The sequence below is a fragment of the Paraburkholderia sp. genome (assembly GCF_035948235.1).
In the GTDB taxonomy this organism is placed as follows: domain Bacteria; phylum Pseudomonadota; class Gammaproteobacteria; order Burkholderiales; family Burkholderiaceae; genus Paraburkholderia.
In genome coordinates this window covers 1-15,814 of record NZ_DASZJJ010000018.1, presented here as the reverse complement: position 1 = coordinate 15,814, position 15,814 = coordinate 1, and the positions used below count along the sequence as shown (strand labels likewise).

Sequence of the window (15,814 nt, the reverse complement as noted above, 5' to 3'; positions counted from 1 at the left end):
GTCGAAGCTGTTGAGCAGACCGCAGACCATGCCGTCGGCGTCGCCCAGATGCACGAGGATCGCGCCGATCAGCGTGTTGAACTTGCGCATCGAGGCCTTCGCCACTTCCGGCGTGATGCCCTGGCGCGCGCCCAGTTCGTGATACGCCTGCCAGCTCTTCTGGAAGCGCGGATCGTCTTCCGGATCGACGATTTCGAAGTCGGTACCCGCGCGCAGCTTCGAGCCCATCTTCTTCAGGCGCATTTCCACCACCGCCGGACGGCCGACGATGATCGGACGCGCGATCTTTTCCGTCAGCACGAATTGCGCGGCGCGCAGCACGCGCTCGTCTTCGCCTTCCGCGAACACGATGCGCGCGTTGTTGGCCTTGGCCGCCGCGAACACCGGACGCATCACCATGCCGGTGCGATAGACCGTCGCGCCCAGCTCTTCGCGATACGCGTCCATGTCCTTGATCGGACGCGTCGCCACGCCCGAATCCATCGCAGCCTGCGCGACAGCCGGCGCAATCTTGATGATCAGGCGCGGGTCGAACGGCTTCGGAATCAGATATTCCGGGCCGAATTCGAGCGTGTGGCCTTCATAGGCCTTCGCGACTTCGTCGCCCTGGTCGGTTTCTTCCGCGAGTTCGGCAATCGCGCGCACGCACGCGAGCTTCATCTCTTCCGTGATGGTGGTTGCGCCCACGTCGAGCGCGCCGCGGAAGATGAACGGGAAGCACAGCACGTTGTTGACCTGGTTCGGATAGTCCGAACGGCCCGTGGCGATGATCGCGTCCGGGCGCACGCGCTTGGCTTCTTCCGGGCGGATTTCCGGCTCCGGATTCGCCAGCGCGAGGATCAGCGGCGTCGTGCCCATGTCGACGACCATTTCGGCCTTGAGCACGCCTGCGCTCGAGCAGCCGAGGAACACGTCGGCGCCCTTGATGGCGTCGGCGAGCGTGCGCGCGTCGGTGTTGGCCGCGTAACGCTGCTTCGACGGATCGAGGTTGCCGCGACCTTCATAGATCACGCCCTTCGAGTCCGTGACGAGGATGTTTTCCTTCTTCGCGCCCAGCTTCACCAGCAGGTCCAGACACGCAATCGCCGCCGCGCCCGCGCCCGAGCACACCAGCTTGATGCTGCCCAGATCCTTGCCCACGACCTTCAGGCCGTTAAGGATGGCCGCCGAAGCGATGATCGCCGTGCCGTGCTGGTCGTCGTGGAAGACGGGAATCTTCATGCGCTCGCGCAGCTTCTGCTCGATGTAGAAGCACTCGGGCGCCTTGATGTCTTCCAGATTGATGCCGCCGAGCGTCGGCTCGAGCATCGCGATGGCTTCGACCAGCTTGTCCGGGTCGCTTTCGTCGAGCTCGATGTCGAACACGTCGATGCCCGCGAACTTCTTGAACAGGCAGCCCTTGCCTTCCATCACCGGCTTGGCCGCGAGCGGGCCGATATTGCCCAGACCCAGCACGGCCGTGCCGTTGGTCACGACGCCGACGAGGTTGCCGCGCGAGGTGTACTTCTGCGCGTCGAGCGGATCGGCGTGGATCGCTTCGCAGGCCGCCGCGACGCCCGGCGAATACGCGAGCGAAAGGTCGAGCTGGTTCGACAGCGGTTTGGTCGGCGTGACCGAAATCTTGCCGGGCTTCGGATTCTGGTGATAAGCGAGCGCGCTTTGCTTCAGTTGTTCATCCATTTTCGGGCCTGCCAGACGTGAGAGACGAGAGAGGAATGTTTATGTTCGTAGTCCCGCAGATTTGCGCGCGTTTCAACTAAAAGCAGTTCACGGGCGAAACGTCGCCGGCAAAAAAGCGGGGCGATTAGTGTACACCTCGTGATGTTCGAGGCGACTTGGGTCAAAGACTGATACCGGAGATTTGTGCTGGATGCCTTTCGCCGTGAAAGCGCCGGCCTGTATGGCGCGAGCCTGCGGCGAACGCGTAGCGCGTACGTGACATATGGACGGCGTACGGCGCTTTTATCGAATCGACGTGTGACGATGCGCGCGGTTCGCGACACGGGCGGCGCGCGGCGAAGCCGACCGCAGCGCACGCGTCCCAGACGATTGTGGCGTCGTCATGACGCGCGTGTTGCGCGATTGAGGCAGGCGATGCGGCTTGATTGGCCATCTGGTGCGGCGTTGCGCCGCACCGTCGCATGTACGGCAATCGATGTAATCCGCGTAGACGCGCTTATTCGAGCGCCGCGCCGCGACGCTCGGGGATCAGGAACAGCGTGGCGAGGATGTCGAGCACGTAAATCGCGGCCAGCATGCCCAGCGCCGCGGTGAACGAATAGCGCGCGGCCAGCGCGCCGACCGCGAGCGGCCCGAAGCCGCCCACTGCCCGCCCGATGTTGAACAGCACGTTCTGCGCGGTGGCGCGCGCGGCGGTTGGATAAAGCTCGGAAATCAGCGCGCCATAGCCGCCGATCATGCCGTTGACGAACACGCCCATCGCCGCGCCGCCAATCAGCAGCGCAAACGGCGTGCTCAGATGCGCGTACACAAACACCATCACCACAGCGCCGGCCTGATAGGCCAGGAACGTAGGCCTGCGGCCAAAGCGGTCGGCGGCCACGCCAAAAAGCCAGATGCCGAAGGCCATGCCGGCCACCGTCGCGGCGGTCCAGAGGCCCGATTTCGTCAGCGAATAGCCAAAGGATTTCGACAGATAAGCGGGCAGCCAGATCATCAGCCCGTAATAGCCAAAGTTCTGCACAGAACAAAGCACCGCCACGCCCAGACTCGCGCGCGCCGTGCGGCCATCGGCAATCAGGAGACGCAGCGCACGCGGCTTGTCTTGCGGTGCGGCCTGCGTGACGCGCTCGCGATGTGCGACAAAAAGCTCAGGCTCTTCCACGCGCCGCCGCACGAAGAACGACGCCACGGCGGGCAGCAACCCGACCGCAAACATGCCGCGCCAGCCGATCACCGGCAACAGCAAGGGCGTGAGCAGCGCCGCCGCGAGTACGCCCACCTGCCAGCCCAATCCCACGTACGACGACGCCCGCGCGCGCAGCCGTGCGGGCCAGGCCTCGGCGACCAGCGCCATGCCAATGCCGAACTCGCCGCCCAGTCCAATCCCCGCGATCGTGCGGTAGATCAGCAGATCGGTATAGCCGCGCGCGAGCGCGCACATGCCCGTGAACACCGCGAACACGAGGATCGTCCAGCTCAGCACACGCACGCGCCCGAAGCGGTCGGAAAGCAGCCCGAACACAATGCCGCCGACCACCGCTCCCACGAGCGTCCAGGTGACGAGCGCCCCGGACTGCGCGCCGCTCAGATGCAGATCCGCGCCGATAGCGGGCAGCATGAAACCGAGCATCAGCAGATCGAAGCCGTCCATCGCGTAACCCAGCACCGAAGCAACCAGCGCGCGCAAGGCGTGGCCGCGCGGCGCAGCACCGCTGTCCGTATGGGCGATCGCGGCGGGCGCGAAGGCGGTATCGGCGGGGGCGTCATCGGGCGGCGTAGGGGTAGGCGAAGCGGGAGACATGGCGAAAGATCCTGTGCTGGGGCGCGAGCCCGACGAAAACCGGCGTGAGTTTACTGGCGCATAAGCGCGGTCACAACCAGCCACCCCGGACGTGGGCGCCCCGATCGCGCCCTACAAATCACTACCGCACGCTCCGGCACAGCGTGTCGGGCGCTGACAGAGCGACTCGTCGGCAACCGTCAAGTCGGGTAAAATACCGGCCTACGCGCGCAAGAGAAGCCGTCCGGACCGAGCAGGTCGCCTGAAGCCAAACCTCAGACGATCGACGCCCTCCAGACCGCGCATCGCGGGTTCCGATCCACAACATCCGGACTCGCCGTGCCAGCGCCACCGGGCCTTGCGCCCACCTCCTCCGCACTCATATCCAAGGATTCGCCCATGACAGGCAACGATCGCCAGACGATCTCGGACGCAACCGCGAAAATGCTGCTCGAAGTGCAAGCCGTGCACTTCAACGCGGAAAAGCCCTTCATCTTCACTTCCGGCTGGGCGAGCCCGGTCTACATCGACTGCCGCAAGCTGATCTCGTACCCGCGCGTGCGCCGCGGCCTGATGGAAATGGCCGAAGCGACGATCCTGCGCGACGTCGGCTACGAGCAGATCGACGCCGTCGCCGGCGGCGAAACCGCAGGCATCCCGTTCGCGGCATGGCTGTCGGACCGCCTGATGGTGCCGATGCAATACGTGCGCAAGAAGCCGAAGGGCTTTGGCCGCAACGCGCAGATCGAAGGTCTGCTCACCGAAGGCCAGCGCGTCCTGCTCGTCGAAGACCTGACCACGGACAGCCGCAGCAAGATCAACTTCATCAACGCGCTGCGTACCGCAGGCGCGCAGGTGAACCACTGCTTCGTGCTGTTCCACTACAACATCTTCAAGGAAAGCGTCTCGGTCCTGAAGGACATCGACGTCGATCTGCACGCACTCGCGACGTGGTGGGACGTGCTGCGCGTCGCCAAGGAATCGGGCTACTTCGAAACGAAGACGCTCGACGAAGTCGAGAAATTCCTGCACGCACCGGCAGAATGGTCGGCAGCGCACGGCGGCGCGACGTCGGCACCGCAGTAAGCCATTGAGCGCGGCGGGCGGCTGACACGTTCATCCGCCTTTCACCGCAGCAGTAAAAAGGCCATCCGCTTTATCGGCGGATGGCCTTTTTTTCGTCTGTGCGCGAGCCTCCCGGGCCAGCAGCGTTCAGGGCGTCACTTCGCTCCCCAATCCCTCGTCCGGCGCATGCGACGACAGATTGAGCAGGCCGTTGCTCTGCGCGTACTGGAACAACTCCGAGTCGCGGTCGAGACCGAGCTTGCGCATCGCCGTGTTTTTCTGCGTGCTGATCGTCTTGATGCTGCGGTTGAGCTTCTCTGAAATTTCCTTGATCGTCATGCCCGATACGAACAGCCGCACCACTTCGAGTTCGCGCTTGGACAGGATCACTTCGTCGATCTTGCCGCCGCTGTTCATACGCAGCGATTCCAACGCGAGCTTCACCTGCGGGCTCATATATTCGAGGTTGCGGCTGACGTGCTGGACGGCCAGACCGATGTGGCTCAGATCGTCGGATTTGTGCACCACGGCGATCACGCCCAGTTCCCCCAGGCGTTTGAGCAGCGCAGCGTTTTCAAGCATCGTCAGGACGACGATAGGAACCGCAGGAAAATTGCGGCGCAGATAGCCGATCAGCGGCAATCCGTCGCCATACTGACCGCCGGGCATCGCCAGATCGGTTACCAGCACATCGCACTGCGTCGTCTGCAACGCCTTGATCAATTCGGTGGACTGACGAGCCCGGGCGACCACCTGAATGCCCGGAAACTTCAGGAGCGCATGCTCTGCGCCGAACAAGATCACCGGATGATCGTCCGCGACTACGACCCTGATTGGCTGCTGCTGCATTACCCCTCCGTGGAGACAGACCTGCTCGTCGTTATTGATGACTTCGATTGCCCCGTGTGTCCCCGGAACCCGGTTTTCGCATACTTAGGAAAGCTCGCGACTATAGCCGATTTCGTCGTGCAGGCCGTTGCTATGGGGCCAGAAACTTATCCGTTTAATACCGATATATTGAACGAAATTCGATCTGGGACACAATTCGCCTGGAGCCGTCAGGAATGTGTCCAACATAATTAACAAACATAGGAGAACGAGCCGATGCTGACTGCCGACATCAAGTTGTATCGTACAGCGCCTGCGGGCTCGCGTTCTAGTGTCGGAGCGCGCAAGTCTGCCGGTGCCGTCGTTGCCCTCCTGCTCGGTGTTGTGTTGACTTCGGTGTTCACTTCGGCCTGGGCGCAGGACGGCTTTGTCGTCAGCAGCACGAATTTTCGCGACGGTGGTCAGGTCGCTGCATCGCAGGTGTTTAATCAGGATAGCTGCACGGGCGCCAATCGCTCTCCGCAATTGACCTGGCGCAAAGCGCCTGCCGGCACACGCAGCTTTGCCGTGACGATCTTCGATCCTGACGCATCGAGCCGCGGCTGGTGGCACTGGGCCGTTGCGGACATTCCCGCACATGTGAACACGCTGCCCGAGAATGCCAGCGCGTCGGGCGCACTCGGCAAACTGGGCGCGATCGAGGCGCGCAACGACTTCGGCGACGAGGGTTATGGCGGCCCGTGTCCGCCGCCGGGCAAGCCGCATCGCTACGTCATCACCGTCCACGCGCTCAAGGTGGACAAACTCGCGCTCGAATCCGGGCGCCCCGCCACGATGTTCGAGCACGAGATCGCGAACGCGACGCTCGGCAGTGCGAAACTCACGGTGAGCTACGGCCGCTGACGCGACGTAACGCCACATGTTTGCAATCGGCACACACGCCAGGCGCATGACATCGGGCACCGGAATGCCTGTGGACGCTGTCAGAAAAAGTATCGGCAAGAGCGGCTACCATGTGACGGCGCAGCACGCACGCCGCCGCGCACAGTCGTCGCACTTTCGTCTGCCCGGACTGTCCGGACCATCCGACCTCTAGCTGGAGTGCTCCATGTCCCGAATCGTCGTCGCATATCACAGTGGCTATGGCCACACGAAGAAGCTTGCCGAAGCCGTATTTGCCGGTCTGCAGGACGCGGGCGCGCAGGCAACCCTGATCGCCGTCGCCGAAATCGACGACGCAGGCTGGGCCGAGCTCGACGCCGCCGACGCCATCGTGTTCGGCGCGCCGACCTACATGGGCGGCCCGGCCGCCGAGTTCAAGAAGTTCGCGGACGCCAGCTCCAAAGCCTGGTTCACGCAGAAGTGGAAGGACAAGATCGCGGCCGGCTTCACGAATTCGGCGACGATGAACGGCGACAAGTTCTCGACGATCCAATACTTCGTCACGCTCTCGATGCAGCACAGCATGATCTGGACCGGCACCGGCATGATGCCGGCTAACACCAAGGCCGCCACGCGCAACGATCTGAACTTCGTAGGCGGCTTCACGGGCCTGCTCGCGCAATCGCCCGCCGACGCCACGCCGGAAGAAGCGCCGCCGCCCGGAGATCTTGCGACCGCGAAGGCCTTTGGCGCGCGCGTGGCTGCCGTCACGGATCGCTGGCTGGCCGGGCGCGCGGCATCGGCGTGATGCTGGGCTGAGGGCTTCGCGCCCTCATACCGATTGCGCCGCGCCTGGTTTTGCCCGGGGCTTATCCGTACGGGTAACGCCTGATTTTTTTCCCGCGCGTGTCGCACGCCGGACAGCATACGGTCTTAAAATACCGTTCCCGCGCCGTATCGGTGATCGCCGCACACAGTTGACCTGTGCGGCGGGCGGCGCCCGCAATCCCCGCGTTTCAGAGGAAACGAGATGAGCACGAAAGTTTTTGTCGACGGACAGGAAGGCACGACCGGCCTGAAGATTTTTGAATACCTGTCGCAGCGCGCCGACGTCGAGATCCTGCGGATCGACGAGGCGAAGCGCAAGGACGTCGAGGAACGCCGCCGTCTCATCAATGCGTCGGACGTGACTTTCCTGTGCCTGCCGGACGTCGCCTCGCGCGAGTCGGCTTCGCTCGTCGAGAACGACCGCACGGTGCTGATCGACGCCAGCACGGCGTTTCGCACCCATGCGGACTGGGCCTACGGCCTGCCCGAACTGACCAAAGCCCAGCGCGAAAAAGTGCGCAACTCGAAGCGCATTGCCGTGCCGGGCTGCCACGCCTCCGCCTTCGTGCTGGCGATGCGCCCGCTCGTCGAGGCCGGCCTCGTCGCGCCCGAATTCGCAGCGCACAGCTACTCGCTGACCGGCTACAGCGGCGGCGGCAAGTCGATGATCGCGGAGTACGAAGCCGGCGGCAACGCGAAGCTCATGAGCCCGCGCCCCTACGCGCTTGGCCTCAAGCACAAGCATCTGCCGGAAATGGCGTTCCACGGCGGCCTCAAGGGCGCGCCCGTGTTCACGCCGATCGTCGGCCCGTTCTACAAGGGTCTCGCGGTCACGACCTACTACACGCCGTCGCAACTCGCGCGCAGCGCGAAGCCCGAAGACGTGGTGGCGCTGTTCGCCGAGTACTACGCGGGTGAGAAGTTCGTGCGCGTGATGCCGTTCAACGCGGAAGCCAACCTCGATAACAACGCGTTCGACGTGCAGGCCAACAACGACACCAACCGTGTCGATCTGTTCGTGTTCGGCAACGACGAGCAGTTCGTCACCGTGGCGCGTCTGGACAACCTGGGCAAGGGCGCTTCGGGCGCGGCGGTCCAGTGTATGAACCTGGCGATTGGCGCAGCGGAAGATACCGGCCTGAAGGGCTAAAACCCCGACAAACCGTTCGCGGATACAAGAAAGCCCGGCGCTTCGCAGTGCCGGGCTTTTTCTTTTTCGCCCTCCGGTCACGGCAATGCGAAACCTACAGACGAAAAAAAGCCCGCCAGTGTTAGGCGGGCTGAATCCATATCAGAGGAGACATGGAGGAGACAAAACGGAGTATAGCGAACTACTTGGTGCGTCGCAACATGTAAAGTAGTATCCACCCTTTATGTTGCGTTAAAGCAACACAATTGCGCTCAGGATTACCCGGATGCTCATGGCGTGACGTGAACTGCTGTCACGCCACCATGGAAAGAATAAAGGTCAGTTGATCGAGTCCCACGGGCCGCACCAGATGCACATCGAACCCGGCAGCCAGCGCAGCGTCGCGATGCTGCGACTCGCCCCAGCCGCCCAGCGCGATCAGAAGCGGAACTCGCGCGCCGCACGCCACGCGCAGCCGCTGCGCCAGCGCGTCGAAGTCACCGTCGGTGGCAAGCGAAAGCCCGACGATCAACACATCTGGCACGAAGCGCGTCGCGGCTTCGGCCGCATCGTCGAGGGTTGCCGCGATGGCGGTGGCGTATTGCAGGTCGGCCAGCAAATTACTGAGTCCGGCCAGCGATTTCTCGTCGTCATCGGCGATCAGGATGCGCATCTCCATTCGCCGTCTCCCATGCTGCTGATTCGTGAGTGATGCCGCGCACCTGCTGCGCGGCATAGTGTCCAGATTGTCCGCTTGCACCGCGCCGATCTACGCGTGTCAGCACGCAGTCGTATGAACGATTTGACCGTGGACAAGCCCTCATAAGTCCCGCGTTCGCACCCTGGATCGGTCGAAATAGCGAAACTGTCGAAAGCGTCGCTCAGCCACGGCCCGCGCGGCGCGCCGCCACCTTGCCGAGCACCGCAAAATCGCGTTCGCCGTCGCCGTGCGCCACGGCTTCGATCAGGCTGCCGCGCACCACGCTGGCGACGGGCAGCGGCGTGGACACCGCTTCGGCGGCGGCCAGCGCGAGACGCACGTCCTTCAGGCCCAGCCGCGCCTTGAACAGCGCCGGCTCGTAGCGTCCCTCCGCAATCATGCCGCCATAGCCCGCATATACCGGGCCTGGAAAAATGCCGCTCGTGATGACGTCGAGAAAATCGCGCATCGCCACGCCGTGGCCCCCAAGCAGCGCCGACGCCTCGCCGAGCGTTTCCACCGCCGACGCCAGCATGAAATTGGCCGCGAGCTTCATCACGTTGGCCTGCTGCGGCAGCGCGCCGATCCGCCAGGTCTTCTGGCCAATCGCGTCGAAGAGCGGCTGCACGCGGTCGATCGCTTCGGCCGCGCCCGCCGCGACAATCGTGAGCTTTGCCGCCGCCGCCACATCGGGCCGCCCGAGCACGGGCGCTGCGACGTAGTGCAGGCCACGTTCGGCGTGTTCGCGCGCGAGCGTTTCGGCCAGCGCCACCGAAATCGTCGCCATGTTCACGTGCACGAGGCCGCGCGGCGCGTGTTCGAGCAAGGTGGCGTCGATCACTTCGCGCAGCGCCGTATCGTCGGCGAGCATGGACAGCACGGCATCGCCCGCGAAGGCTTCGGCGGGCGTGGCGACCACACGCGCGCCCGCGGCGGCAAGCGCCTGCGCTTTTTCCGGCGTGCGGTTCCAGATGCGCACGGTATGCCCCGCCTTCAACAGATTGGCGACCATCGCGCCGCCCATTTCGCCAAGGCCGATAAATCCGATATCCATCTCACGCTCCTGGAAGTTAGACCTGCGAGTAAAGCACAGCGCGCCGACATCTGCAGCGACGCCCCTCGCGCCGTGCGGTGCCATACTGGTTGAATGGTCAACGCCGTCACCGCCACTTTCCGCTTCTACGAGGAGCTGAACGACTTTCTCGCCCGGCCGCTGCGCCGGCGCGCGTTCAGTTGCCCGTGCGCGGCCAATGCGACGGCCAAGCACATGATCGAGGCGCTGGGCGTGCCGCACACCGAGGTCGAACTGATTCTTGTGAACGGCGAATCGGTGGGCTTCGAGCATCCGCTCGCTGATGGCGACCGCGTAGCCGTCTATCCGAAATTCGAGGCGCTCGACATCCGGCCCCTGTTGCGTGTGCGCGCGAGCCCGCTGCGCGAATTGCGCTTTATCGCCGACGCGCATCTGGGCGGCCTTGCGCAGTTGCTGCGGCTTGCGGGCTTCGACACGCTCTACGACAACCATTTCGCCGACGCAGCCATCGAAGCGCTCGCGTCCACCGAGCATCGCATCGTGCTCACGCGCGACCGCGAACTGCTCAAGCGGCGCACTATCACGCACGGCTGCTACGTGCGCGCGCTCAAGCCGCGCGCGCAGCTCGACGAGCTGTTCGAGCGGCTCGATCTGGCCGCAAGCGTGCGGCCGTTCCGTCTGTGTTTGACCTGCAATGCGCCGCTGCGGCGCATTGCACGCGCCGAAGTGCAGGCGCGCGTGCCAGAAGGCGTGTTCGAGCGGCACTCGCGTTTCGTCACCTGCGATATCTGCGCGCGCGTTTTCTGGGAAGGCTCGCACTGGCGCCGCATGCGCGCGCTGATCGACACCCTGGTCGAACAGCCAGATGAACAGCCAGACACGCAACCGGAGCGAAGCGGCGACGCCGCACCCTGACCCCAATCACGGCGATGGACGCGCGCAGGCGTTTGCGTACAATGCGCCACTGCCCAACACCGGAGCCGTATCCATGGCCATGAAAAAGTTCGACCTTGAGAAAAACAAGGCCCTGAAGCTGATGCAATCGACCCACAAAGCCGGCCCCGAGCGCTTCGGCAAAGACTCGGCGCCTGTGGCGCTGGACCGCCGCGAGCAGCGCAAGCTCGATCAGGCCGCTGGCCTCGTGCCGTTCGCGTGCAAGCTCAACGCCGATCTCGTCGCGCAACTCAAGACGCGCGCGGAACAGCATCCGGAAGGCCTGACCGGCCTGTTGACCGAACTGCTGCAAGCGGGCCTGGCGAAAGACGCGTCCTGACGCGTGCTTCAAGCCACGAAAAAAGCCAGAACGAATCGCTTCGTTCTGGCTTTTTTCTTTTACGCCGGCCTGGACGCAATCTCAGCAATATCAGGCCGGATCGCAGGGACGCTTTAGTTCTGCGTGCCCTTGTCGCTCGTGCCGGCTGCCGATGCGGCGTCCGAGACGGCCGCACGCTTGCCGTGATGCTTGAGCTTCTTGTGCTGCTTCTTGGCCTTGGCCGGTGCGCTGGCTGCCGGTGCGGTAGCGGCGGCGCCCGATGCGTCCTGAGCCAGAGCCTGAACCGAAATCAGTGCGACGGAGGCTGCGATAAGCGAGGCGAGAATCTTCTTCATCTGTTGTTCCCCAAACCTGACAAATATGACCGGCACGTTGTGAATTGAATTTGCATAAAACGGCGAAAAGGTCCGCTGGCCGATCTGGGCGGCCGTTTCGCGCGAAGCAGTATCACGCAGCGTTAGCGCTTTGTCATCCGCATTCGAGGTGGTGTATTTTCCGGGAGACAACTGCCTTTCAATTCGGATACGATCGGTGTCCGGCTGAAATTTCGCACGCTTGTTCGCGCTCGTTGAAGCTCGTTCACCCCTGCAGATTCCCTCGATTTACCCCGTCATTGCGGTCTGAATTCCCTTGAAACCGACTTCCCGTCAACACCTGCGCGCCAATCTGCTGATGCTGCTGGCCGCCATGATCTGGGGCTCCGCCTTCGTCGCGCAGCGGCTGAGTCTCGACGCCATCGGCCCGTTCCTCTTCACCGGCCTGCGCTTTCTGCTGGGCGCGGCGATCGTTTCGGCCTTCGTGTTCGCGACGCGGCGCGGCTCGCGCGGCGCGGCACACGCCCCGCGCGGCTTTGATGCCGCCCTGATTCGCGACGGCGTGGTGCTCGGCCTCGTGCTGTCCGTGGCGATTTCGCTCCAGCAGGTCGGTCTGCGTTACACGAAGATCGCCAACGCGGGTTTCATCAGCTCGCTCTACGTGGTGCTCGTGCCGATATTCGGCGTACTGCTGCGCCATCGCACCGGCGCCGGAACGTGGATCGGCGCGGCACTGGCCGCTGCAGGTCTGTATCTCCTGAGCATCAACGAGCATTTTTCGATCATGTACGGCGACTGGTATCAGCTCGGCTGCGCGATCGTGATCTCGATCCAGGTCATGCTCGTGGGCCACTACGCACCGCGCCATGATCCGCTTGCACTGTCGATCGTGCAGTTCATTGCCTGCGGCGCGGCCTGTCTGGCCGTCGCGATCGGTTTCGAACCGCTGCGTCTGGCCGATATCGCGCGCGCCGCGCCGGCTATTCTTTATGGCGGCGCGATGTCGGTGGGCGTCGGCTACACGATTCAGGTCGTCGCGCAACGCGACGCGGCGCCCGCACACGCCGCCGTGATCTTCAGCATGGAAGGCGTGTTTGCCGCGATCGCCGGTTGGGCGGCGCTGGGTGAAACGCTTTCGACGCGCGCACTCGTCGGCTGTGCGCTGATGCTCGCGGGTCTGCTCGCCTGCCAGTTATTGCCCGCCTCGCGCAGCCGCGCCAATGGGGAAACTGGGGAAACGCATGCAGAAACCAATGCGCAAACCATTGCGGCAAAACAATCCGTCGAATCGGCGTGATTTTGTCTGTTAAAGACAGCTATTCGTGACAGACCTTACGCGAAGAGGCGCTCGCGCTTCAGCAAGCAAGCCGCATTCAGGCATCGGACAATCCGCATCCGTCTGCGGCGGCGCTGTGTCCGCGCACCATCGAAATCCTCCAGCGCATTCCGTCAATTAAAGCAGCGATGTTCGCGATGCTGCCCGCGAACGGTTCGCTCAATCCGCACCGCGATCCTTTTGCAGGATCGCTGCGCTACCACCTCGGCCTGATTACGCCGAACGACGAGCGCTGAGAATGCAGCCACGGATCTGAAAAGCGTCGCCTACGGGCGGCGTTTTTTTTGCGCCACGCAGTGTCGCGGCATGCCGAGTTATCCACGGCAAGCTCTGAATAAGCTGGGGAATAACCCCGGGACGAACTGTGGATCAGTTCTTGATAACTACGCGTGCCCGGCCAAAGAGCAAAAAGTTATCCTCGAAGCCCTGTTGGGATACAGAAATTGTCCGCATAGCTGTGCGGATCGCATCGGCTTGAAACCAATGAGAAATACCGTGTTATCCACAGGATCTGCCAGGGCTTGTTAACTATTACTACGTTTACATACAGATATTCGTAAACCCAATTGGTTAACGCAAATCCCCTGCTGCTGCTTTGCTCATCCAGCGCGCTCACGCGCGAAAACAGAATCGACGAAACGCGGCAGGCCCAGTAATGCCCGTCGTACTATCGAGCGCCGGACCTCGGCGCGCCGCCCAGAGAAAAGCACGGTCTCGTTGGCCGAGAACACCGCGTCGCCGTCCCGGCACGCCCACGCGAAACAATGCGCGGCGCTTGCCTCCTGCGCATCAAACCAGCCGATACTCGCCAGCGTCACGCTCGCGTGCCCGGTGCGCTGTACGAGCAATGCTTCGGCTAATGCACGCGCGAGCGATTCAGTAACGCGTTCGTCCGCCTGAAGCGCCACGCTCGCGCCTGGCAACTCCGCCAACGCGCGTCGGGTATGCGCGACGATGCCTACATCCAGGCACACCACCGCGCCCGGCAGATCCGCAAGCGCGGCCGTGATCGTGCCGGCGGTACAGGTTTCGATGCTTGCGAGCACAAGCTCGCGCGACTTCAGATAGCCGGCAATCTGTCTGGAAATATTCATGGGCACAGGACGTAAAAAAGGCGTGCGGCGATCAGGCCGGCACGCCATCAAGACGATGTAAACACCACCGGCCGTATCAGCCGCCGTTCATCATCCGTTCGATCGACGGTTCGAGCTTGCGCAAGCCAATCGTCGCCGGCTCCTGCTCGACCACGCCGAAAAATTCCGTACGGCTCGGCGCCGGATCGACCAGCATGTTGCGGGCGAGGCGTCCATAGCGCGAAGGCGGCAGCAGACGTTCGGGCGGAATCACCTCGAACGACGTGCCGATGGCGATAAAAATATCGTCGTCGCTCATGGCTTGCTGGATGCGCCAGAGCGTCTCGTATTCGGGGGCGGCTTCATTGAAGAACACGACGCCGGGCTTCACGCTCTCTACCTGCCCGCACGACGGACATGCGGCGTTAGCGTCCAGCGCCCCGCCGCCGGTCGGGAAACGGTACTCGCAGTCGGTGCAAAGCAGCGAAATCATGTCGCCGTGCAGATGCGTCACCTGACGCGCACCGGCCTGCTCCAGCAGGCCATCGATATTCTGGGTAATGAGATGCATGCGCTGCGTGCCCCAGGTGTCCTGCCAGTGGGCGAGCAGGCGATGCGCATCGTTAGGCTGCGCGCCAGCGCATTCGGCGATGCGCTGGTTATAGAAGCGGAACACGGCAGGCCGGTTACGGCGCCACGTGTGGTAATTGCAGACCTCGTCGATGCTGGTGTGGGTCCAGATGCCGTCGCCGGTGCGAAACGTCGAGATACCGCTTTCCGCTGAAAGCCCGGCGCCGGAGAACACGTAGAGGCGTGGCAGCCGTTGTTGTGAGGACGTTTGCTTTTGTTCGGTTAGTTGCATAAATGACGCCTTCAGATGCGGGAGGATGGGCTGGATTCGATTCGCGCCATTATGACGCCGCGTCTGAGGCTTGAGGCAGGCGGGAAGGTTGCGCCGTCGACTTACACCCGGTTACAGCCGCATGCAGGCCGTATCACCCTGGAACGATTCCACTGCCTACGATCGCGCCATTCGGAGACACGAGGAATCACCATGAAGCGCGCACTGCAAATTTCGATATTGTCGGCGGGTCTGGCCTGCGCCCTTGCGACCGGCGAGGCGTCTGCCCACACGGACCTGAGCGTCATGCTGGGCGTGCCGGTGCCCGTCTATGCCGCGCCGCCGCCTGTGGTCTATCAGGAGGCGCCGGTGGCCTACGCGGCTCCGGCTTACGGTTACGGCTATGGTTACCGCGACGAAGGCGATGACGACGATCGTCGCTGGCACGATCACGGCCGCCATCGCGGCTGGTACAAGCATCACCACGATGACGACGACGAGCAATAAGCATCTGGTTGATCGCGATGCGGTTCTCTTGCGCCTGCGGCTTCAGCTGAGGGCCCGTGAGCAGCCTGGTAGCCCAGCGCTGAGGGGCTCACCCGCCTGACATCGTCGAACGGCTCAGCGCGTGCTCATACGCAGCGCGCAAAACACGCCGACAAAGAAAAAGGCGCCGGATTTTCATCCGGCGCCTTCAACCATCTTCTTTGGGGAGCACCATTAGTATCGGATAACGGGTGCCACAAGTTTCGGTTAACTCTCACGAAATCATATCGTTATGAAATTCTCTCTGGCTCGCTAGCCACGAAACTGGTGTGCAGGCACTCATTTTTCTCAAAATCGGCATCGATACCATTAGTTCCGGTTAACGGTCGGCGAAGAAAAAGGCAGCCGAGGCTGCCTGTCCGTTCAAATGTCGCCGGCGAAGCGCTCGTCAGCGTCTGGGTCGTACTGCCCCATGATTTCAAGAGGAGCGACTGGCGACCAGTTCGCGGGCCGTTCAACCTCGAGCAAATCGAAAGCTCGTTGTTCTGCGGCTAACTTCTCAG

16 protein-coding genes and 1 pseudogene are annotated in these 15,814 nt (G+C 63.1%); 9 read left to right on the top strand and 8 right to left on the bottom strand.

The features are described from left to right. Together VG320_RS01230 and VG320_RS01225 are read right to left on the bottom strand one after the other, a co-directional pair. The coding region (locus VG320_RS01230; RefSeq protein ID WP_327198364.1) for an NADP-dependent malic enzyme at window positions 1–1,680 on the bottom strand (1,680 nt) is incomplete at its 3' end. 496 nt (window positions 1,681–2,176) lie between these two features. Continuing rightward, complete coding sequence (locus VG320_RS01225) at window positions 2,177–3,484, bottom strand: MFS transporter (protein ID WP_327198363.1); 1,308 nt, start codon at window positions 3,482–3,484, stop codon at window positions 2,177–2,179. A gap of 378 nt (window positions 3,485–3,862) precedes the next feature. On the opposite strand from VG320_RS01225, the gene VG320_RS01220 reads away from it, so the two are divergent. After that, on the top strand, window positions 3,863–4,549 hold the full coding sequence (locus tag VG320_RS01220) for an orotate phosphoribosyltransferase (protein ID WP_027820532.1): 687 nt from the start codon (window positions 3,863–3,865) through the stop codon (window positions 4,547–4,549). 126 nt (window positions 4,550–4,675) lie between these two features. Here VG320_RS01220 and VG320_RS01215 read toward each other — a convergent pair whose 3' ends face one another. Further along, a complete protein-coding gene (locus VG320_RS01215) occupies window positions 4,676–5,377 on the bottom strand; it encodes a response regulator transcription factor (RefSeq protein WP_327198362.1) in 702 nt (233 codons plus the stop codon). A 255-nt stretch (window positions 5,378–5,632) separates the two neighbouring features. On the opposite strand from VG320_RS01215, the gene VG320_RS01210 reads away from it, so the two are divergent. The 3 genes from VG320_RS01210 to argC all read left to right on the top strand — a co-directional run bounded on the left by VG320_RS01210 (window position 5,633) and on the right by argC (window position 8,216). Beyond that, window positions 5,633–6,259, top strand: a complete 627-nt coding sequence (locus tag VG320_RS01210; RefSeq protein WP_327198361.1) for a YbhB/YbcL family Raf kinase inhibitor-like protein — start codon at window positions 5,633–5,635, stop codon at window positions 6,257–6,259. A gap of 205 nt (window positions 6,260–6,464) precedes the next feature. Continuing rightward, on the top strand, window positions 6,465–7,046 hold the full coding sequence (locus VG320_RS01205) for a flavodoxin family protein (RefSeq protein WP_327198360.1): 582 nt from the start codon (window positions 6,465–6,467) through the stop codon (window positions 7,044–7,046). Window positions 7,047–7,268: 222 nt separating this feature from the next. Beyond that, a complete protein-coding gene (gene argC / locus VG320_RS01200; protein WP_327198359.1) occupies window positions 7,269–8,216 on the top strand; it encodes an N-acetyl-gamma-glutamyl-phosphate reductase in 948 nt (315 codons plus the stop codon). Between the two features lie 292 nt (window positions 8,217–8,508). Here the strand turns inward: argC and VG320_RS01195 are convergent, their stop codons facing one another. Together VG320_RS01195 and VG320_RS01190 are read right to left on the bottom strand one after the other, a co-directional pair. After that, window positions 8,509–8,874 (bottom strand): response regulator, encoded by a 366-nt coding sequence (locus tag VG320_RS01195; RefSeq protein WP_327198358.1) that lies wholly within the window; start codon window positions 8,872–8,874, stop codon window positions 8,509–8,511. 202 nt (window positions 8,875–9,076) lie between these two features. Next, window positions 9,077–9,949, bottom strand: coding sequence for an NAD(P)-dependent oxidoreductase (locus VG320_RS01190; protein WP_327198357.1), 873 nt, complete (start codon window positions 9,947–9,949; stop codon window positions 9,077–9,079). A gap of 93 nt (window positions 9,950–10,042) precedes the next feature. On the opposite strand from VG320_RS01190, the gene VG320_RS01185 reads away from it, so the two are divergent. Further along, a complete protein-coding gene (locus VG320_RS01185; protein WP_327198356.1) occupies window positions 10,043–10,843 on the top strand; it encodes a Mut7-C RNAse domain-containing protein in 801 nt (266 codons plus the stop codon). 73 nt (window positions 10,844–10,916) lie between these two features. Next, the gene (locus VG320_RS01180; protein WP_327198355.1) at window positions 10,917–11,201 is read left to right on the top strand and encodes a hypothetical protein; all 285 of its coding nucleotides are present in this window, start codon (window positions 10,917–10,919) and stop codon (window positions 11,199–11,201) included. 113 nt (window positions 11,202–11,314) lie between these two features. Here the strand turns inward: VG320_RS01180 and VG320_RS01175 are convergent, their stop codons facing one another. After that, complete coding sequence (locus VG320_RS01175; RefSeq protein ID WP_327198354.1) at window positions 11,315–11,536, bottom strand: hypothetical protein; 222 nt, start codon at window positions 11,534–11,536, stop codon at window positions 11,315–11,317. 295 nt (window positions 11,537–11,831) lie between these two features. Between VG320_RS01175 and VG320_RS01170 the strand changes: the two genes are divergently transcribed. Both VG320_RS01170 and VG320_RS01165 read left to right on the top strand, forming a co-directional pair. Further along, the gene (locus tag VG320_RS01170) at window positions 11,832–12,812 is read left to right on the top strand and encodes a DMT family transporter (RefSeq protein ID WP_327198353.1); all 981 of its coding nucleotides are present in this window, start codon (window positions 11,832–11,834) and stop codon (window positions 12,810–12,812) included. 29 nt (window positions 12,813–12,841) lie between these two features. After that, window positions 12,842–13,081: pseudogene (locus VG320_RS01165) on the top strand (aspartyl/asparaginyl beta-hydroxylase domain-containing protein); the annotation flags it as partial. A 369-nt stretch (window positions 13,082–13,450) separates the two neighbouring features. On the opposite strand, the gene VG320_RS01160 reads toward VG320_RS01165, so the two are convergent. Together VG320_RS01160 and VG320_RS01155 are read right to left on the bottom strand one after the other, a co-directional pair. Beyond that, complete coding sequence (locus VG320_RS01160; RefSeq protein WP_327198352.1) at window positions 13,451–13,945, bottom strand: CinA family protein; 495 nt, start codon at window positions 13,943–13,945, stop codon at window positions 13,451–13,453. A gap of 76 nt (window positions 13,946–14,021) precedes the next feature. Then, a complete protein-coding gene (locus tag VG320_RS01155; RefSeq protein ID WP_327198351.1) occupies window positions 14,022–14,786 on the bottom strand; it encodes an SIR2 family NAD-dependent protein deacylase in 765 nt (254 codons plus the stop codon). Window positions 14,787–14,978: 192 nt separating this feature from the next. On the opposite strand from VG320_RS01155, the gene VG320_RS01150 reads away from it, so the two are divergent. Further along, window positions 14,979–15,272, top strand: coding sequence for a hypothetical protein (locus VG320_RS01150; protein WP_327198350.1), 294 nt, complete (start codon window positions 14,979–14,981; stop codon window positions 15,270–15,272). Window positions 15,273–15,814: the final 542 nt, after the last annotated feature.